Genomic DNA, 19,707 nt, shown 5'->3' with positions numbered 1-19,707 from the left:
GCATCCCACGCGAAAAATCCCGCGCCCTCAGCGATTCAAGACAGGAGCACGCCATGACGACGGCTGTAGAGATCAAGCATCTCCAAGACAACGGTCTGTACTCTTCCAGCAACGAGCACGATGCCTGCGGCCTCGGCTTCGTGGCGCACATCAAGGGCGAGAAGCGGCACGACATCGTGACGCAGGCGCTCAAGATCCTGGAGAACATCGACCACCGTGGCGCCGTCGGTGCCGACAAGCTGATGGGCGACGGTGCGGGCATCCTGATCCAGATTCCCGATGCGCTGTACCGCGAGGAAATGGCGGCCCAGGGCGTAACGCTGCCGCCGGCCGGCGAGTACGGTGTCGGCATGATCTTCCTGCCGAAGGAGCACGCCTCGCGCCTGGCCTGCGAGCAGGAGATGGAGCGCGCGATCAAGGCAGAGGGCCAGGTGCTGCTTGGCTGGCGCGACGTGCCGGTCAACCGCGAGATGCCGATGTCGCCCCAGGTCAAGAAGACCGAGCCGATTCTGCGGCAGATCTTCATCGGCCGCGGCGCAGACGTGATCGTGCAGGACGCGCTGGAGCGCAAGCTCTACGTCATCCGCAAGACGGCCAGCGCCAACATTCAGAACCTGAAGTTGAAGCACAGCAAGGAATACTACGTTCCGAGCATGTCGAGCCGCACCGTGGTCTACAAGGGCCTGCTGCTGGCCGACCAGGTGGGCACCTACTACTTCGACCTGCAGGACGCCCGCTGCGTCTCGGCCATCGGCCTGGTGCACCAGCGCTTCTCCACCAACACCTTCCCCGAGTGGCCGCTGGCCCACCCGTACCGCTACGTCGCCCACAACGGCGAGATCAACACGGTCAAGGGCAACTACAACTGGATGAAGGCGCGCGAAGGCGTGATGTCGTCGCCGGTGCTGGGCGCCGACCTGCAGAAGCTCTACCCGATCAGCTTCGCCGGCCAGTCCGACACCGCCACCTTCGACAACTGCCTTGAGCTGCTGACGATGGCCGGCTACCCGATCAGCCAGGCCGTCATGATGATGGTGCCCGAGCCGTGGGAGCAGAACGCCGGCATGGACTCGCGCCGCCGCGCCTTCTACGAATACCACGCCGCGATGATGGAGCCGTGGGACGGCCCGGCCTCCCTGGTCTTCACCGACGGCCGCCAGATCGGCGCCACCCTCGACCGCAACGGCCTGCGCCCGTCGCGCTACTGCGTCACCGACGACGATCTGGTCATCCTGGGCTCCGAGTCGGGCGTGCTGCCGATCCCCGAGAACAAGATCGTTCGCAAGTGGCGCCTGCAGCCCGGCAAGATGCTGCTGATCGACCTGGAACAGGGCCGCATGATCGACGACGACGAGCTGAAGGCGACCCTCGCCAACAGCAAGCCGTACAAGCAGTGGATCGAGAACCTGCGGATCAAGCTCGACAACGTTGCCGCGCCCGCCGCCGACACGGTGGCGCAGGCCGCGACCGCCCCGGATGCCACGCTGCTCGACCGGCAGCAGGCCTTCGGCTACACCCAGGAAGACGTCAAGTTCCTGCTGTCGCCGATGGCGCGCAACGGCGAAGAGGGCATCGGCTCGATGGGCAACGACAGCCCGCTGGCCGTGCTGTCGTCGAAGGACAAGCCGCTCTACAACTACTTCAAGCAGATGTTCGCCCAGGTGACGAACCCGCCGATCGACCCGATCCGCGAGGCGATCGTCATGTCGCTGGTGAGCTTCATCGGCCCCAAGCCCAACCTGCTCGACATCAACCAGGTCAACCCGCCGCTGCGGCTGGAAGTGGCGCAGCCGATCCTCGACTTCGAGGACATGGCCAAGCTCAACAACATCGAGGCGGCGACCCAGGGCAAGTTCAAGAGCCACCGGCTCGACATCACCTATCCGCTGGCCTGGGGCCACGAGGGCGTCGAGGCCAAGCTGGCATCGCTCTGCGCCGAAGCGGTCGATGCGATCAAGAGCGGTCACAACATCCTGATCATCACCGACCGGGCGGTCAGCCCGACCCAGGTGGCGATCCCTGCGCTGCTGGCGCTCTCGACGATCCACCAGCACCTGATCCGCGAAGGCCTGCGCACCAGCGCCGGCCTGGTGGTGGCGACCGGTTCGGCCCGCGAGGTGCACCACTTCGGCGTGCTGGCCGGCTACGGCGCCGAGGCAGTGCACCCGTACCTGGCGATGGAAACCCTGGCCGACCTGCACAAGGACCTGCCCGGCGACCTGTCGGCCGACAAGGCGATCTACAACTACGTCAAGGCGATCGGCAAGGGCCTGTCGAAGATCATGTCCAAGATGGGCGTGAGCACCTACATGAGCTACTGCGGTGCGCAGCTGTTCGAGGCGATCGGCATCAACACCGAGACGGTCCAGCAGTACTTCACCGGCACCTCGACCCGCGTCGAAGGCATCGGCATCTTCGAGATCGCGGAAGAGGCGATCCGCCAGCACAAGGCTGCGTTCAGCGACGACCCGGTGCTGGAGACGATGCTCGACGCCGGCGGCGAATACGCCTGGCGCGCCCGCGGCGAAGAGCACATGTGGACGCCCGACGCGATCGCCAAGCTGCAGCATTCGACCCGTGCCAACAACTGGAACACGTACAAGGAGTACGCCCAGATCATCAACGACCAGAGCCGCCGCCACATGACGCTGCGCGGCCTGTTCGAGTTCAAGATCGATCCGGCCAAGGCCATTCCGGTGGAAGAGGTGGAGCCCGCGGCCGACATCGTCAAGCGCTTCGCCACCGGCGCGATGTCGCTCGGCTCGATCTCGACCGAGGCGCACGCCACGCTGGCGGTGGCGATGAACCGCATCGGCGGCAAGAGCAACACCGGCGAGGGCGGCGAGGACGAGAACCGCTACCGCAATGAGCTCAAGGGCATCCCGATCAAGGTCGGCGATACCCTCAAGAGCGTGATCGGCGCCGCCAACGTCGAGGTCGACCTGCCGCTGCAGGCGGGCGACTCGCTACGCTCCAGGATCAAGCAGGTGGCCTCGGGCCGGTTCGGCGTCACCGCCGAATACCTGAGCAGCGCCGACCAGATCCAGATCAAGATGGCCCAGGGCGCCAAGCCTGGCGAGGGCGGCCAGTTGCCCGGCGGCAAGGTGTCCGAGTACATCGGCAAGCTGCGCCACTCGGTGCCGGGCGTCGGCCTCATCAGCCCGCCACCGCACCACGACATCTATTCGATCGAGGACTTGGCCCAGCTGATCCACGACCTGAAGAACGTGGCGCCGCATGCCGACATCAGCGTCAAGCTGGTGTCCGAGGTGGGCGTGGGCACCATCGCCGCAGGCGTGGCCAAGTGCAAGAGCGACCATGTGGTGATCGCCGGCCACGACGGCGGCACCGGTGCATCGCCCTGGTCGTCGATCAAGCATGCCGGCGGTCCGTGGGAGATCGGCCTGGCCGAGACCCAGCAGACCCTGGTGCTGAACCGCCTGCGCAGCCGCATCCGGGTGCAGGCCGACGGCCAGATGAAGACCGGCCGCGACGTCGCCATCGGCGCGCTGCTGGGTGCCGACGAGTTCGGCTTCGCCACCGCGCCGCTGGTGGTCGAAGGCTGCATCATGATGCGCAAGTGCCACCTCAACACCTGCCCGGTGGGCGTGGCCACGCAGGATCCGGTGCTGCGCGCCAAGTTCTCCGGCAAGCCCGAGCACGTGGTCAACTACTTCTTCTTCATCGCCGAAGAAGTGCGCCTGATCATGGCCCAACTGGGCATCCGCAAGTTCGACGACATGATCGGCCGGGTGGACCTGCTCGACACCAAGAAGGGTATCTCGCACTGGAAGGCCCGCGGCCTCGATTTCGGCCGGCTGTTCGCTCAGTCGACCGCACCGGCCGATGTCCCGCGCTTCCACACCGAGACGCAGGACCACAACATCTCGGCGACGCTAGACCGCCGGCTGATCGAGAAGTCGCGTCCGGCAATCGAGCGCGGCGAGCGGGTGCGTTTCATGGAAGTGGCGAAGAACGTCAACCGCACCGTCGGCGCCATGCTCTCCGGCGCGGTGACACGGGTGCATCCCGAAGGCCTGCCCGACGACACGATCCACATCCAGCTCGAAGGCACCGGCGGCCAATCGTTCGGCGCCTTCCTTACCCGCGGCATCACGCTCTACCTGATCGGCGACGCCAACGACTACACCGGCAAGGGCCTGTCGGGCGGCCGGATTGTGGTGCGGCCGAGCCTCGACTTCCGGGGCGAGGCGGCCCGCAACACCATCGTCGGCAACACGGTGATGTACGGTGCGACCGAAGGCGAATCGTATTTCGCGGGCGTGGCCGGCGAACGCTTCGCGGTGCGGCTGTCGGGTGCCACCGCGGTGGTCGAGGGCACCGGCGACCACGGCTGCGAATACATGACCGGCGGGACGGTGGCGGTGCTGGGCAAGACCGGCCGCAACTTCGCGGCCGGCATGAGCGGCGGCGTGGCCTATGTCTACGACGAGGACGGCGAGTTCGCCAGCCGCTGCAACATGGCGATGGTCACCCTGGAGAAGGTCACCACCGTCGCCGAGCAGACCGCCAACGTGCACCGCAACATCTGGCACCGCGACCAGACCGACGAGGCGACGCTGCGCAAGCTTCTGGAGGACCACAACCGCTGGACCGGCAGCAAGCGCGCCCGCGAACTGCTCGACGACTGGAAGGTCGCGCGGACGAAGTTCGTGAAGGTGTTCCCGACCGAATACAAGCGCGCGCTGGCCGAGATCTACGCCCGCCGCGTCGTCGCCGAATCGCCCACGCCGCCCGTGGTCGATTCCAAGAAGAGCAAGGAAGCGGCGCCCGCCAAGTAGTGCGCCGTACCACCACGATTAGAAGGACACCACGGTCATGGGAAAAACCACCGGCTTCATGGAATTCGAACGTCTCGAAGAGGGCTACCGGCCCGCTTCTGAGCGGCTGAAGCACTACAAGGAATTCGTCGTAGGCCTCGACGACGCGCAGGCCAAGATCCAGGGCGCGCGCTGCATGGACTGCGGCACGCCGTTCTGCAACAGCGGCTGCCCGGTCAACAACATCATTCCGGATTTCAACGATCTGGTGTACCAGCAGGACTGGAAGAGCGCCTGGGCGGTGCTGGACTCGACCAACAACTTCCCCGAGTTCACCGGCCGCATCTGCCCCGCGCCGTGCGAAGCCGCCTGCGTGCTCAACGTGAACGACGACGCGGTCGGCATCAAGTCGATCGAGCACGCGATCATCGACCGCGCCTGGAACGAGGGCTGGGTCAAGCCGCGCCTTGCCAAGCACAAGACGGGCAAGAAGGTGGCGGTGGTCGGCTCCGGCCCTGCCGGCATGGCTGCGGCCCAGCAGCTGGCGCGCGCCGGCCACGACGTGACGCTCTTCGAGAAGAACGACCGTATCGGCGGCCTGCTGCGCTACGGCATTCCCGACTTCAAGATGGAGAAGACGCACATCGACCGCCGTGCCGAGCAGATGCGGGCCGAGGGCGTGACCATCCGCACCGGCGTCGTCGTCGGTGCGCAGGCCGATCCCCTGGGCAAGGGCTCCAAGGTCACCAACTGGGCCAAGGAATCGATTTCGCCCGCGCAACTGCAGAAGGATTTCGACGCGGTGGTCGTCACGGCCGGCGCGGAGCAATCCCGCGACCTGCCGGCACCGGGCCGGGAGCTCGACGGCATCCACTTCGCGATGGAGTTCCTGCCGCAGCAGAACAAGGTCAACGCCGGCGACAAGGTGAAGAACCAGCTGCGCGCCGAGGGCAAGCACGTCATCGTGATCGGCGGTGGCGACACCGGCAGCGACTGCGTCGGTACGAGCAACCGCCACGGTGCGGCCAGCGTCACCCAGTTCGAGCTGATGCCCCAGCCGCCCGAGGAAGAAAACCGGCCGATGACCTGGCCCTACTGGCCCTACAAGCTGCGCACCAGTTCCAGCCACGAGGAAGGCTGCGAACGCGAATTCGCCATCTCCACCAAGGAATTCATCGGCGAAGGCGGCAAGATCACCGGCCTGAAGACGGTGCGGGTGGAGTGGAAGGACGGCAAGATGGTCGAGGTCGCCGGTTCCGAGCAAATCCTGAAGGCCGACCTGGTGCTGCTGGCGATGGGCTTCGTCAGCCCGTTGTCGCCGGTGCTGGAGGCCTTCGGCGTCGAGAAGGATGCCCGCGGCAACGCCAAGGCGACCACCGAGTTCACCGGTGGCTACGCGACCAACGTGCCCAAGGTCTTCGCCGCCGGCGACGTGCGCCGCGGCCAGTCGCTGGTGGTCTGGGCCATCCGCGAGGGGCGCCAGGCGGCCCGCGCGGTGGACGAGTTCCTGATGGGCTTCAGCGACCTTCCGCGCTGAGCGGCCGGACCGGCCCTCGCTTCGGCAGGGCCCGGCCGGAACCAGCATCCGCTGCCGTCGCGTGGAGAGGAGCGGCGTGATGCGGAAGCGGTGAAGAGATGTGGCGTCGAACGGACGCCTTTCTCATTTGTGCGGTGGGCGTGCGTTATGCTCCGCGCGCCGGCCCGTTTTGTAACAGGCATCGGCGATGTCGGCGATCGTGGCTGACATCGGGTGGCACCGCCACCGGTTATATTGCGGCCTATACATTCACGGATGAACGTTTAGTTGCAGCGTTCCTTTCAGGCACCGGCCGCCACTCTCCCTTCTTCCTTTCGGATCGCCTTCTTGTCTTCTTCGCCTGCCCCGTTGGTCGAGCTTCGCGATGTCGTTTTCGGCTACGGCGGGCGCAGCGTGCTCGAGCGGGTGTCGCTGGCGGTGCCGCGCGGCAAGGTCACGGCCCTGATGGGCGCTTCCGGCGGTGGCAAGACCACGGTGCTGCGCCTGATCGGCGGACAGGTCAAGGCCCAGTCGGGCCAGGTGGTGTTCGACGGCAAGGACATCGGTGGGCTGGATGCGCAAAGCCTGTATGCCGCCCGCCGCCGGATGGGCATGCTGTTCCAGTTCGGCGCACTGTTCACCGACCTCGATGTCTTCGGCAACGTGGCTTTCCCCTTGCGCGAACACACCGACCTGAGCGAAGAGCTGATCCGCGACATCGTGCTGATGAAGCTCGACGCGGTGGGCCTGCGCGGTGCCCGCGACCTGCGGCCGAGCGAAATCTCGGGCGGCATGGCCCGGCGCGTGGCCTTGGCCCGTGCGATCGCACTCGACCCCGAGCTGGTGCTGTACGACGAGCCTTTCGCGGGCCTGGACCCGATTTCGCTCGGCATCGCCGCGCGGCTGATCCGCCAGCTCAACGATGCGATGGCGCTCACCAGCATCGTGGTGTCGCACGACGTGGACGAGACGCTGGGCATCGCCGACCACGTCATCGTGCTGGCCAACGGCCGCATCGCGGTCGAGGGGCCGCCCGAGGTGATCCGCGCCAGCACCGATCCGCTGGTGCACCAGTTCATCCATGCCGAGGCCGACGGCCCGGTGCGGTTCCACTACCCGGCGCCGACAGTCGACGACGATTTCGGCGGCGTGCCGTACGGGGGCAAGCGATGAGGTGGTGGCATCCGGCCGATCTGGGCTTCGCCGTGCGCGGCAAGCTGGCCGACCTGGGCGCCGGCGCGCGCCTGTTCCTGCGGCTGCTGGCCCTGACCGGGCCCGCGTTGCGGCGCTTCCGTTTGGTGGCCGAGCAGATCCATTTCCTCGGCAACTATTCGCTGGCCATCATCACCGTGTCGGGCCTCTTCGTCGGCTTCGTGCTGGGCCTGCAGGGCTACTACACGCTGCAGCGCTACGGCGCGTCCGACGCGCTCGGCCTGCTGGTGGCGCTCAGCCTTGTGCGCGAGCTGGGCCCGGTGGTGAGCGCCCTGCTCTTCGCCGGCCGGGCCGGCACCTCGCTCACCGCCGAGATCGGCCTGATGCGCGCCGGCGAGCAGCTGAGCGCGATGGAGATGATGGCGATCGATCCGGTCAAGCGCATCCTGGCGCCCCGCTTCTGGGGCGGGGTCATCGCCCTGCCGCTGCTGTCGGCGGTGTTCAGCGCGGTCGGCATCATCGGTGGATGGTTGGTGGGCGTGGTCATGATCGGCATCGACGGCGGCGCCTTCTGGAGCCAGATGCAGGGCGGCGTCGATGTGCTGCGCGACGTCGGCAACGGCGTGGTCAAGAGCCTGGTCTTCGGCGTGACGGTGACGTTCGTCGCGTTGCTCCAGGGCTACGTGGCCAAGCCGACGCCCGAAGGCGTTTCGCGCGCCACCACCCGCACGGTGGTGGTGGCTTCGCTGGCGGTACTCGGTCTGGATTTCATCCTGACCGCGCTGATGTTCAGCATTTGACGAGATAGGAAAGACGATGGAACGCTCCAAAAGCGACGTGTGGGTCGGGCTGTTCGTGCTGGTGGGGCTGGCCGCGGTGCTGTTCCTGGCCCTGCAGTCGGCCAACCTGTTGCGCCTCAACTTCCAGTCCACCTACAAGGTGGTGGGCCGCTTCGACAACATCGGCGGCCTGAAGCCGCAGTCGGCGGTCAAGAGCGCCGGGGTGGTGGTCGGCCGGGTCGACGGCATCACCTTCGACACCAAGACCTTCCAGGCCTCGGTCGCCATCTCCCTGCAGGACCGCTATGCGTTCCCCAAGGACAGTTCGCTCAAGATACTCACCAGCGGCCTGCTGGGCGAGCAGTACATCGGCATCGAGGCCGGCGTCGACGACAAGACCCTCGCCGCCGGCGACACGATCACCTCGACCCAGTCCGCCGTGGTCCTGGAAAACCTCATCGGCCAGTTCCTCTACAACAAGGCCGAAGAAGGCAACAAGCCGGCGGCCACGACGCCCGGTGCGACGAGCAAGAAATGAAAACGACATCCCACTCCCTCGGCCACCGTGCCATGCTGGTCCTGGCGCTGGCAGGCAGCCTGCTGGTCGCCGGCTGCGCCTCCAGCGGCGCCACCACCGGATCCCGCAATCCGCGCGATCCTTTCGAGCCCTTCAACCGCGGAGTGTCCGAGTTCAACGAACGCATCGACGACGCGGTGGTACGCCCGGTCGCGACCGTGTACCGCGACGTCACGCCGCCGCTGGTGCGCACCGGCGTGGGCAACTTCTTCCGCAACCTGACCGAGCCGTGGTCGCTGGTCAACAACGTGCTGCAGCTGAAGATCCGCGACGCGGGCGAGACCTGGATCCGGTTCGCGGTGAACACGGTGTTCGGCCTGGGCGGCGTGCTCGACATCGCCGGCGCGGCCGACATCGACCAGCACCGCCAGGACTTCGGCCAGACGCTGGCCTTCTACGGCGTGCCGACCGGTCCGTACCTGGTGCTGCCGCTGCTCGGCCCTTCGACGGTGCGCGACACCGCGACCTTCACCGTCGATACGCGCGCCAACCTGCTGTCGGGCATCGACGAGATCCCGGTGCGCAATTCGCTCTACGTGCTGCGCGCGGTGGATGTGCGGGCCAACCTGCTGCGCGCCAGCTCGGTGCTGGACGCCGCCGCGCTCGACAAGTACACCTTCACCCGCGATGCCTACCTGCAGTTGCGCCGCAACCAGCCGCGCAACAAGGACACGACCGATTCCGACGGCGACGGCTACGAGGCCGACTACAGCCGGACCAGCAGCGGCGCGGCCCCTGCGGCCGATCTGGCGCCGCCGACGCCGACACGCTGACCGACCGCCACGGCGGGCTGGGGTTGCCGGCTGTTGCATCTCGTGGTGCGGCCGCCGGAACCGTATGCCAGCATCGTGGTTCCAACATCCCGACGCGCGCGTGGCGCAGGGGCAGGCCGGCGGTTCTCGACGGCATCCCGGACCACGCCGCTATTCATCGAAAGAGGTTCCCCATGGATCGACGCTCCCTTGGCCGCTTGGCCGCCGGCTTCCTGACCATCGCTTCCCTGGCACTGCCGCTGGCCGTGCGTGCTGCCGACGAAGCCCCCGACGCGCTGATCAAGCGCCTGTCCGCCGAAACGCTCGAAACGATCAAGGCCGATCCGGCTCTCAAGGGCGGCGACCTGACCAAGGTGATGGCACTGGTCGACAGCAAGATCATGCCGAACGTCAATTTCCAGCGCATGACCGCGTCGGCCGTCGGACCGCAGTGGCGCCAGGCGACGCCCGAGCAGCGCACCAAGCTGGCCGACGAGTTCAAGACGCTGCTGGTCCGCACCTATTCGGGCGCGCTCTCGCAGGTGAGCGACCAGTCGATCAACGTCAAGCCGCTGCGTGCGGCCGACGACGACAAGGAAGTCGTCGTGCGCACCGAGGTCACCGGCCGCGGCGACCCGATCCAGCTCGACTACCGCATGGAGAAGACGCCTGGCCAGGGCGCCGGCTGGAAGATCTATAACCTGAACGTGCTGGGCGTGTGGCTGGTCGAGACCTACCGCAGCCAGTTCGCGCAGGAACTGAACAACGGCAAGGGCATTGACGGCCTGATCGCCACGCTCGAAGCGCGCAACCGCAGCAATGTCCAGAAGGGCAACAAGGGCTGACATGGCGACGGCACGCAAGCAGACGGTGAAGGCGTCCCGCGCCGAGAAGCCGGCGGTGGCGGCCACGGTTCCTGCGCCGGTGGCGGAAGCCCCTGCACAGGCCCAGATGCTGGTGCTGCCGACCCGGCTGGTGCATGAGGATGCCCAGGCCTGCCTGCGCATGCTGACCCAGGGCCTCCAGCACGGGGCCCAGCCCAAGGACGTGCCGGTGGTCGCCGATGCCTCGGCGTTGTCGAGCTTCGATTCCTCCGCGCTGGCGGTGCTGCTGGCCTGCCGGCGGGAGGCGCTGGCCATCGGCCGCAGTTTCGTCGTGCGGGGGCTGCATCCTCGTCTGGCCGGACTGGCGGGCCTTTACGGCGTGTCGGCGCTTCTGCCCGCCGGCTGACTTTCTCCTCGCCTTGCGCCCTGGCGGCGCGGGCAAGGTCTTCTTTGGCAGCGTCGGTCCCGCACGACGCCAGGCCGTAAAATGCCGGGCTCCCATGCCCGCCATCTCCTTCCAGTCCGTTTCCAAGCAGTACGACACGCCCCGCGGCTCGCTCAAGGCGCTCGACGAGGTCAGTTTCGACATCGCGCCGGGCGAGTTCTTCGGCCTGCTCGGCCCCAATGGCGCCGGCAAGACCACCCTGATCAGCATCCTCGCCGGCCTGGCCCGGGCCTCCGGCGGCCGGGTGCTGGTCGACGGCAGCGACGTGCAGGGCGACTTCGCCTCCGCCCGCCGCAAGCTCGGCGTCGTGCCGCAGGAGTTGGTGTTCGACCCGTTCTTCAACGTGCGCGAAACGCTGCGCATCCAGTCGGGCTACTTCGGCGTCAAGAACAACGACGCCTGGATCGACGAGCTGCTGGAAGCCCTCGGCCTTGCCGACAAGGCCAACGCCGGCATGCGCCAGCTCTCCGGCGGCATGAAGCGCCGGGTGCTGGTGGCCCAGGCGCTGGTGCACAAGCCGCCGATCATCGTGCTCGACGAGCCGACGGCCGGCGTCGACGTCGAACTCCGGCAGACCCTGTGGCAGTTCGTGGCGCGCCTGAACCGCGAAGGCCACACCGTCCTGCTCACCACCCATTACCTGGAAGAGGCCGAGGCGCTCTGCAGCCGCCTGGCGATGCTCAAGAAAGGCAAGCTGGTGGCGCTCAACCGCACCAGCGACCTGCTGCGCATGGCCTCGGGCAACGTGCTGCGCTTCAAGACCGACGGCGCGCTGCCGCCAGCCCTGGCCGCCCAGGCGCGCGTCACCGGCCGGATCGTGCAGTTGCCGGCGCCCGACGCGCATGCGATCGAGCAGTACCTGGCCGCGGTGCGCCAGGCCGGCCTGGCGGTCGACGACGTGGAAATCCGCAAGGCTGACCTGGAGGACGTGTTCCTCGAGGTGATGGCCTCCGACCAGAACGCCGGCGGCAAGCGCTGGCAGGCCCCGGTATGAAGGACGCGACATGACCGGCTGGCAAACGCTTTTCTACAAAGAGGTGCTCCGTTTCTGGAAGGTGGGCTTCCAGACGGTCGGCGCGCCGATCCTCACCGCGGTGCTGTACCTGCTGGTCTTCGGCCACACGCTCGAAGACCATGTGAAGGTCTACGGCACGGTGAGCTACACCGCCTTTCTTGTGCCGGGTCTGGTGATGATGAGCGTGCTGCAGAACGCCTTCGCCAACAGCTCGTCCTCGCTGATCCAGAGCAAGATCATGGGCAGCCTGGTGTTCGTGCTGCTCACCCCGCTGTCGCACTGGGACCTGTTCCTGGCCTACGTGGGCTCGTCCATCGTGCGCGGCCTGGCGGTGGGCCTGGGCGTCTTCGCGGTCACCGCGCTGTTCTTCGCCAAGCTGACCTACGTGGCGCCGCTGTGGATCTTCGCGTTCGCCTTCCTGGGCGCCGCGCTGTTGGGAACGCTGGGGCTGATCGCCGGGCTGTGGGCCGAGAAGTTCGACCAGATGGCCCTGTTCCAGAACTTCCTGATCATGCCGATGACCTTCCTCTCGGGCGTGTTCTATTCGATCGGATCGCTGCCGCCGGTGTGGCAGACGGTGAGCCACCTGAACCCGTTCTTCTACATGATCGACGGCTTCCGCTACGGCTTCTTCGGGGTGAGCGACGCCTCGCCCTGGCTCAGCCTGGCGATGGTGGGCGGTGCCTGCGTGGCCACCGGGGCGCTCGCGCTGCACCTGCTCAAGACCGGCTACAAGATCCGCCATTGACCTGCCGCGTTTGCGTGCCGTGGACGGCGCGGACCGTGGTGCCCGGCATTCCCCTTTTCTTTTCTCCCGCCCTGCGATGACCGCCGAAGAACTCCAAACCATCATCCGTGCAGGCCTCGCCTGCGAGCACCTGGCGCTCGAGGGCGACGGCCGCCACTGGTTCGCGACCATCGTCTCGGCGGCGTTCGAAGGCAAGCGGCCGATCCAGCGCCACCAGCAGGTCTACGCCACGCTGGGCGGGCGCATGCAGACCGACGAGGTGCACGCGCTCTCGATGAAGACCTACACGCCGGCCGAATGGGCCGCACTGCCGAAGGACTGAGCGATGGACAAGCTGTTGATCCGCGGCGGAAACCGCCTGCAGGGCGAGGTGCTGGTGTCGGGCGCGAAGAACGCCGCGCTGCCCGAGATCTTCGCGTCGCTCCTGACCGCCGAGCCGGTCGTGCTGCGCAACGTGCCGGGCCTGCAGGACGTGATCACCGCGTCGAAGCTGCTGCGCCACATGGGCGCGCAGGCCGCGCGCAATCCCGAGCGCCACGACGAGCTGCTGCTGGATGCCGGCACGCTGCAGACGCGCGAGGCGCCCTACGAGTTCATGAAGCTGATGCGCGCCTCGATCCTGGTGCTGGGGCCGATGGTCGCCCGCTTCGGCGAGGCCAAGGTGTCCCTGCCCGGCGGCTGCAGCATCGGCTCGCGCCCGGTGGACCAGCACCTGAAGGGCCTGCAGGCGATGGGCGCCGACATCCAGTTCGAGCACGGCGACATCGTGGCCCGCGCCACGCGGCTCAAGGGCGCCCGCATCACCACCGACATGGTCACCGTCACCGGCACCGAGAACCTGATGATGGCCGCGGCTCTCGCCCAGGGCGAAACGGTGCTCGAGAACGCGGCGCAGGAGCCCGAGATCTCCGACCTTGCCGAGATGCTGATCGCCATGGGCGCGAAGATCGAGGGCCACGGCACCAGCCGCATCCACATCCAGGGTGTCGACACGCTGCACGGCTGCACCCACGCGGTGGTGGCCGACCGGATCGAGGCCGGCACCTTCCTCGTGACCGTGGCCGCCGTGGGCGGCGACGTGCTGCTGCGCCACGCGCGGATCGAGCACCTGGATGCGGTGCTCGACAAGCTGGCGCAGGCCGGCGTCACCGTCACCGCTGAAGCCGGCGGCGTGCGGGTGCAGTCACCGGGCGTGCAGGGCGGCGGCCTGCGGGCGCAGAGTTTCCGCACCACCGAATACCCGGGCTTTCCGACCGACATGCAGGCCCAGTTCATGGCCTTCAACTGCGTGGCGCAAGGCGCGAGCAAGGTGACCGAGACGATCTTCGAGAACCGCTTCATGCATGTGCAGGAACTGGCCCGCCTGGGTGCCCGCATCCAGGCCGACGGCAAGGTGGCGCTGGTCGAAGGCGGCCAGCGGCTCTCGGGCGCCACCGTGATGGCGACCGACCTGCGCGCCTCGGCCAGTCTGGTGATCGCCGGCCTGGTCGCCGAGGGCGAGACGGTGGTCGACCGGATCTACCACCTCGACCGCGGCTACGACCGGATGGAAGCCAAGCTGCGCGGCATCGGCGCGGACATTCAGAGGATTTCGACGTGATCACGCTGGCGCTGTCCAAGGGACGCATCTTCGACGAGACGCTGCCGCTGCTGGCGGCCGCCGGCATCCGGGTGCTGGAAGACCCCGACAAATCCCGCAAGCTGATCCTGCCGACCAACCAGCCCGACGTGCAGGTGGTGCTGGTGCGCGCCAGCGACGTGCCCACCTACGTCGAGTACGGCGGCGCCGACCTGGGCGTGACCGGGCTCGACACGCTGCTGGAGCACAACATGGAGCAGGCGGCCGGCGCCCGGCTGTACCAGCCGCTCGACCTGAAGATCGCCCGCTGCCGCGTCAGCGTCGCGGTGCGGGCCGATTTCGACTACGCCAGCGCGGTCAAGCAGGGCTCGCGGCTGCGGGTGGCCACCAAGTACCTCGGCATCGCCCGCGAGTTCTTCGCGGCCAAGGGCGTGCACGTCGACCTGATCAAGCTCTACGGCAGCATGGAACTGGCGCCGCTCACCGGCCTGGCCGATGCGATCGTCGACCTGGTCTCGACCGGCAACACGCTGCGGGCCAACCACCTGGTCGAGGTGGAGCGGATCATGGACATCAGCTCCCGCCTGGTCGTCAACCCGGCGGCGCTCAAGCTCAAGCGCGAGCCGATCCGCCGCATCGTGGACGCCTTCGCATCCGCCGTCTCCCCCGACTCTCCCGACTGAAGTTTTCCGGAATGCTATGGAATTTGTAGCTAAACCCCAGCGTCTTTCCACGGCCTCGGCCACTTTCGACACGGATTTCAAGGCCCGGCTGCACTGGTCGGCCGATACCGACGCCGCGATCGAGCAGCGCGTCGCCGACATCCTGGCCGACGTGCAGAAGCGGGGCGACGCCGCGGTACTGGAGTACACCGCGCGCTTCGACGGCCTGTCGGCCCCCGACATGGCGGCACTCGAACTGACCCAGGCCGACTTCAAGGCCGCGTTCGACGCCATTCCGCAGGCCCAGCGCGACGCCCTGCAGGCGGCCGCCCAGCGCGTGCGCAGCTACCACGAGGCGCAGAAGAAGGCCTCGGGCGAGAGCTGGAGCTACCGCGACGTCGACGGCACCCTGCTCGGCCAGAAGGTCACCCCGCTCGACCGGGTGGGCATCTACGTGCCGGGCGGCAAGGCGGCCTACCCCTCCAGCCTGCTGATGAACGCCATCCCGGCCCACGTGGCCGGCGTGCAGGAGATCGTCATGGTCGTGCCTACGCCGGTGCGGGGCAGCGTGGCCACCGGGGGATCGGGCGAGCAGGCGGCATCGAGCCGCGGCGAGCGCAACGAGCTGGTGCTGGCGGCCGCCTACGTGGCCGGCGTGACCCGCGCGTTCACCATCGGCGGCGCGCAGGCGGTGGCGGCGCTCGCCTACGGCACCGCCACCGTGCCCCAGGTCGACAAGATCACCGGCCCGGGCAACGCCTACGTGGCCAGCGCCAAGAAGCGGGTCTTCGGCACCGTCGGCATCGACATGATCGCCGGCCCCAGCGAGATCCTGGTGCTGGCCGACGGCAGCACGCCGCCCGACTGGGTGGCGATGGACCTGTTCAGCCAGGCCGAGCACGACGAGCTGGCCCAGAGCATCCTGCTCTGCCCGGACGCCGCGTATATCGACGCGGTGCAGGAGGCGATCGACCGGCTGCTGCCGACGCTGCCGCGTGCCGAGATCATCGCCAAGAGCCTCAACGGCCGCGGCGCGCTGATCCTGACGCGCGACATGGAAGAGGCCTGCGCCATCAGCAACCGCATCGCGCCGGAACACCTGGAGGTCTCCAGCCGCGACCCGCACCGCTGGGAGCCGCTGTTGCGCCACGCCGGCGCGATCTTCCTCGGTGCCTACACCAGCGAGAGCCTGGGCGACTACTGCGCCGGCCCCAACCACGTGCTGCCCACCAGCGGCACCGCGCGTTTTTCCAGCCCGCTCGGCGTCTACGACTTCCAGAAGCGCAGCAGCCTGATCGAGGTGAGCGAGCAGGGCGCCCAGGTGCTGGGCACCATCGCCGCCGAGCTGGCCTACGGCGAGGGCCTGCAGGCCCACGCCCGCGCCGCCGAACTGCGGCTGAAGGACGTGCCGCCGCAGAGGGCGCAAGCGTGAGCGCCGACGCCTCGGCCATCCCGGCGCTGCGGCGCATCCGCGCCGACGTGCAGTCGATGCACGCCTATGCGGTGCAGGACGCGGCCGGCATGGTCAAGCTCGATGCGATGGAGAACCCGCACACGCTGTCGGCCGACCTGCAGGCGGCCCTCGGCGCCCGGCTGGGCGCGCTGGCGATCAACCGCTATCCCGGCCCGCGGATCGACGACCTGAAGCGCGCCCTGGCCGCGCACGTCGACCTGCCCGAGGGCCATGCGCTGGTGCTCGGCAACGGCTCGGACGAGATCATCTCGCTGCTGGCGATGGCCTGCGACGTACCCGCCGCCGACACGCCCGACGGCCTGCCGCCGGCGATCCTGGCGCCGCTGCCCGGCTTCGTGATGTATGCGATCAGCGCGCAACTGCAGGGCCTGCGCTTCGTCGGCGTGCCGCTCTCGGCCGACTTCCAGCTCGATACGGATGCGATGTGCGCGGCGATCGCCGCGTACCGCCCCGCTATCACCTACCTGGCCTATCCCAACAACCCGACCGCCAACCTGTGGGACGCCGACGCGATGGCCCGCGTCATCGCCGCGGCTGCGGCCGTGGACGGCCTGGTGGTGGTCGACGAGGCCTACCAGCCCTTCGCCAGCCGCAGCTGGCAGGATGCGATCCGGCGCGACCCGGCGGGCCACGCCCATGTGCTGCTGATGCGCACCCTGAGCAAGTTCGGCCTGGCGGGCGTGCGCCTCGGCTACCTGATGGGGCCCGCCGCGCTGGTCGCGGAGATCGACAAGGTGCGCCCGCCCTACAACATCAGCGTGCTGAACGCCGAATGCGCGCTGTTCGCGCTGGAGCATGCCGCGGTGTTCGAGGCGCAGGCTGCCGACATCCGCGCCCAGCGCCAACGCCTGGCCGACGCCGTGGCCGCGCTGCCCGGCGTGCAGGCGTGGCCCAGCGACGCCAACATGCTGCTGGTGCGCATGCCCGGCGGCGAGGCCGGCGCCCAGCGGGTGTTCGACGCGCTGCGGCGCTCGGGCATCCTGGTCAAGAACGTTTCTAGAATGCATGCCTTGCTGGCCGGCTGCCTGCGCCTGACCGTGGGCACCGAAGACGAGAACACCCGCATGCTGGCGGCGCTGCAGCAGGCGCTGGCCCCATCCCCGACGCTGTCCCTGCCCACCGACGCCCCCACCCGATGACCACTCCCGACCCGACCGGCCCCGCCCTCGACCCGTCACTCGAACGCGTCGCCGAGGTCTCGCGCGACACCGCAGAGACCAAGATCACCGTGCGCGTCAACCTCGACGGCACCGGCCGCGCGACGCTCGCCACCGGCATCGGCTTCTTCGACCACATGCTCGACCAGATCGCCCGGCACGGGCTGATCGACCTCGACGTGCGGGCCGATGGCGACCTCTACATCGACGGCCACCACACGGTCGAAGACGTGGGCATCACGCTCGGCCAGGCCTTCGCCAAGGCGGTCGGCGACAAGAAGGGCATCCGCCGCTACGGCCATGCCTACGTGCCGCTGGACGAGGCGCTGTCGCGGGTGGTGATCGACTTCTCGGGCCGGCCGGGGCTGCACCTGCATATCCCGTTCACCAGCGGCATGGTCGGCACGCTGGATACGCAGCTGGTCTACGAGTTCTTCCAGGGCTTCGCCAACCATGCGGGCGTGACGCTGCACATCGACAACCTCAAGGGCATCAACGCCCACCACCAGTGCGAGACGGTGTTCAAGGCCTTCGCCCGGGCGCTGCGTGCCGCGCTGGAGCGCGATCCGCGGATGGCCGGCGTCATTCCGTCGACCAAGGGGTCGCTGTGACGGTTTCGAGCATCAAAAGTGCCTCTGGCCGGCGCCCGAAGCCGGCTTCTAGCTATGAATAATGTAGCAAAGACCGTGGCCGTGGTCGACTACGGCATGGGCAACCTCTGGTCGGTGTCGCAGGCGGTGCGGGCCGCCGCCGCCGGCACCGGCTGGAACGTGGTAGTGACCGCCGAGCCCGAGACGGTGCGCGCCGCCGACCGCATCGTGCTGCCCGGCCAGGGCGCCATGCCCGACTGCATGCGCGAGCTGGCCGATTCGGGCCTGCGCGCCTCGGTGCTGGAGGCGGCGGCGCAGAAACCGCTCTTCGGCGTCTGCGTCGGCATGCAGATGCTGCTCGACGCCAGCGACGAGGGCCCGACCGACGGCCTGGCGCTGTTCCCCGGCCGCGTCGTCAAGTTCGACCTGGCCGGCAGGATGCAGCCCGACGGCAGCCGCTTCAAAGTACCGCAGATGGGCTGGAACCAGGTGTTCCAGTCGTCGCACGGCGGCGCGGTGCATCCGCTGTGGCAGGGCATTCCCGACGGCACGCACTTCTATTTCGTGCACAGCTTCTACGCCCGTCCGTCGGATGCCCGCCACACTGCGGGCGAGGCCGACTACGGCGGACGCTTTACCGCCGCCGTGGCACGCGATAACATTTTTGCCGCCCAGTTCCATCCCGAGAAGAGCGCCGACCACGGGCTGGCGCTCTACCGCAACTTCCTGCACTGGGCACCCTGAACGCTTGCCGCGAGGGCCACTGCGTCCGCACTCGGATTGCGCACGAGAATCCGGCCGCGGCGGCGGCTTCGCACATCGACCTGCATTTCCATCCCTTCGAGTCTTCCAGCTGACCACGGCACCATGATCCTCATTCCTGCGATCGACCTGAAAGACGGTCACTGCGTCCGCCTGAAACAGGGCGACATGGACCAATCGACCACCTTCGGGGAAGACCCGGCCGCGATGGCGCTGAAGTGGGTGGAGCAGGGCGCACGGCGCCTGCACCTGGTGGACCTGAACGGCGCCTTCGCCGGCAAGCCGCAGAACTACGCGGCGATCAAGTCGATCCTGAAGGCCGTGGGCGATGACATCCCGGTGCAGCTGGGCGGCGGCATCCGCGACCTGGACACGATCGAGAAGTACATCGACGGCGGCCTGCGCTACGTGATCATCGGCACCGCGGCGGTCAAGAACCCGGGCTTCCTGAAGGACGCCTGCAGCGCTTTCGGCGGCCACATCATCGTGGGACTGGACGCGAAGGACGGCAAGGTCGCCACCGACGGCTGGAGCAAGCTCACCGGCCACGAGGTCGTCGACCTGGCCAAGAAGTTCGAGGACTGGGGCGTCGAGTCGATCATCTACACCGACATCGGCCGCGACGGCATGCTCTCGGGCATCAACATCGACGCGACGGTCAAGCTGGCCCAGGCGCTGACGATCCCGGTGATCGCGTCGGGCGGCCTGTCGAACATGGCGGACATCGAGGGCCTCTGCGCGGTGGAGGCCGAAGGCGTCGAAGGCGTCATCTGCGGCCGCGCCATCTACTCGGGCGACCTCGACTTCGCTGCGGCGCAGGCCCGCGCCGACGAACTGGCCTGACCCTGCGCGATCGGCCGGCGCAGGACATGCGCCGCCGGCCACCGGACGCGC

At 68.1% G+C, this 19,707-nt stretch carries 18 protein-coding genes; all 18 read left to right on the top strand.

The genetic code is table 11. The features are described from left to right. The first annotated feature begins 53 nt into the window (after nt 1-53). Nucleotides 54-4,802, top strand: coding sequence for a glutamate synthase-related protein (locus tag ASE76_RS13340; RefSeq protein WP_055840267.1), 4,749 nt, complete (start codon nt 54-56; stop codon nt 4,800-4,802). 37 nt (nt 4,803-4,839) lie between these two features. After that, a complete protein-coding gene (locus ASE76_RS13335) occupies nt 4,840-6,318 on the top strand; it encodes a glutamate synthase subunit beta (RefSeq protein WP_055840266.1) in 1,479 nt (492 codons plus the stop codon). A gap of 327 nt (nt 6,319-6,645) precedes the next feature. Further along, entirely contained in the window at nt 6,646-7,470 is an 825-nt protein-coding gene (locus ASE76_RS13330) for an ABC transporter ATP-binding protein (protein ID WP_055840264.1), read from the top strand. Next, a complete protein-coding gene (mlaE, locus tag ASE76_RS13325; RefSeq protein WP_055840263.1) occupies nt 7,467-8,249 on the top strand; it encodes a lipid asymmetry maintenance ABC transporter permease subunit MlaE in 783 nt (260 codons plus the stop codon). Before ASE76_RS13330 ends, mlaE begins: the two co-directional genes overlap by 4 nt. A gap of 16 nt (nt 8,250-8,265) precedes the next feature. Next, complete coding sequence (mlaD, locus tag ASE76_RS13320; RefSeq protein ID WP_055840262.1) at nt 8,266-8,766, top strand: outer membrane lipid asymmetry maintenance protein MlaD; 501 nt, start codon at nt 8,266-8,268, stop codon at nt 8,764-8,766. After that, complete coding sequence (locus ASE76_RS13315) at nt 8,763-9,578, top strand: VacJ family lipoprotein (protein WP_055840261.1); 816 nt, start codon at nt 8,763-8,765, stop codon at nt 9,576-9,578. The genes mlaD and ASE76_RS13315 overlap by 4 nt, the downstream gene beginning before the upstream one ends. Before the next feature lie 173 nt (nt 9,579-9,751). Then, a complete protein-coding gene (locus ASE76_RS13310) occupies nt 9,752-10,402 on the top strand; it encodes a phospholipid-binding protein MlaC (RefSeq protein ID WP_055840260.1) in 651 nt (216 codons plus the stop codon). Nucleotides 10,403-10,508: 106 nt separating this feature from the next. After that, nucleotides 10,509-10,787, top strand: a complete 279-nt coding sequence (locus ASE76_RS13305) for a lipid asymmetry maintenance protein MlaB (RefSeq protein ID WP_055840489.1) — start codon at nt 10,509-10,511, stop codon at nt 10,785-10,787. A 94-nt stretch (nt 10,788-10,881) separates the two neighbouring features. Further along, entirely contained in the window at nt 10,882-11,820 is a 939-nt protein-coding gene (locus ASE76_RS13300; protein WP_055840258.1) for an ABC transporter ATP-binding protein, read from the top strand. A gap of 10 nt (nt 11,821-11,830) precedes the next feature. Beyond that, entirely contained in the window at nt 11,831-12,589 is a 759-nt protein-coding gene (locus tag ASE76_RS13295) for an ABC transporter permease (protein ID WP_055840256.1), read from the top strand. 76 nt (nt 12,590-12,665) lie between these two features. After that, nucleotides 12,666-12,911, top strand: a complete 246-nt coding sequence (locus tag ASE76_RS13290; RefSeq protein WP_055840254.1) for a BolA family protein — start codon at nt 12,666-12,668, stop codon at nt 12,909-12,911. Nucleotides 12,912-12,914: 3 nt separating this feature from the next. Next, entirely contained in the window at nt 12,915-14,189 is a 1,275-nt protein-coding gene (gene murA / locus ASE76_RS13285; protein ID WP_055840252.1) for a UDP-N-acetylglucosamine 1-carboxyvinyltransferase, read from the top strand. Further along, complete coding sequence (hisG, locus tag ASE76_RS13280) at nt 14,186-14,851, top strand: ATP phosphoribosyltransferase (RefSeq protein WP_055840250.1); 666 nt, start codon at nt 14,186-14,188, stop codon at nt 14,849-14,851. Before murA ends, hisG begins: the two co-directional genes overlap by 4 nt. Nucleotides 14,852-14,867: 16 nt before the next feature. Beyond that, nucleotides 14,868-16,262: a histidinol dehydrogenase gene (gene hisD, locus ASE76_RS13275; protein ID WP_055840249.1), complete on the top strand. Its 1,395-nt coding sequence runs from the start codon at nt 14,868-14,870 to the stop codon at nt 16,260-16,262. Continuing rightward, entirely contained in the window at nt 16,259-17,443 is a 1,185-nt protein-coding gene (gene hisC / locus ASE76_RS13270; protein ID WP_055840248.1) for a histidinol-phosphate transaminase, read from the top strand. The genes hisD and hisC overlap by 4 nt, the downstream gene beginning before the upstream one ends. Then, nucleotides 17,440-18,072: an imidazoleglycerol-phosphate dehydratase HisB gene (gene hisB / locus ASE76_RS13265; RefSeq protein WP_055840247.1), complete on the top strand. Its 633-nt coding sequence runs from the start codon at nt 17,440-17,442 to the stop codon at nt 18,070-18,072. The genes hisC and hisB overlap by 4 nt, the downstream gene beginning before the upstream one ends. 54 nt (nt 18,073-18,126) lie before the next feature. Continuing rightward, nucleotides 18,127-18,795 (top strand): imidazole glycerol phosphate synthase subunit HisH, encoded by a 669-nt coding sequence (gene hisH / locus ASE76_RS13260; protein WP_055840246.1) that lies wholly within the window; start codon nt 18,127-18,129, stop codon nt 18,793-18,795. Nucleotides 18,796-18,918: 123 nt separating this feature from the next. Continuing rightward, nucleotides 18,919-19,656 (top strand): 1-(5-phosphoribosyl)-5-[(5-phosphoribosylamino)methylideneamino]imidazole-4-carboxamide isomerase, encoded by a 738-nt coding sequence (gene hisA, locus ASE76_RS13255; RefSeq protein WP_055840244.1) that lies wholly within the window; start codon nt 18,919-18,921, stop codon nt 19,654-19,656. The last annotated feature ends 51 nt before the right edge of the window (nt 19,657-19,707 follow it).

Source organism: Xylophilus sp. Leaf220 (genome assembly GCF_001421705.1).
Classification (GTDB): Bacteria; Pseudomonadota; Gammaproteobacteria; order Burkholderiales; family Burkholderiaceae_C; genus Xylophilus.
The sequence above is the reverse complement of the archived record's forward strand: the minus strand, read 5'-3'. Positions and strand labels throughout refer to the sequence as shown.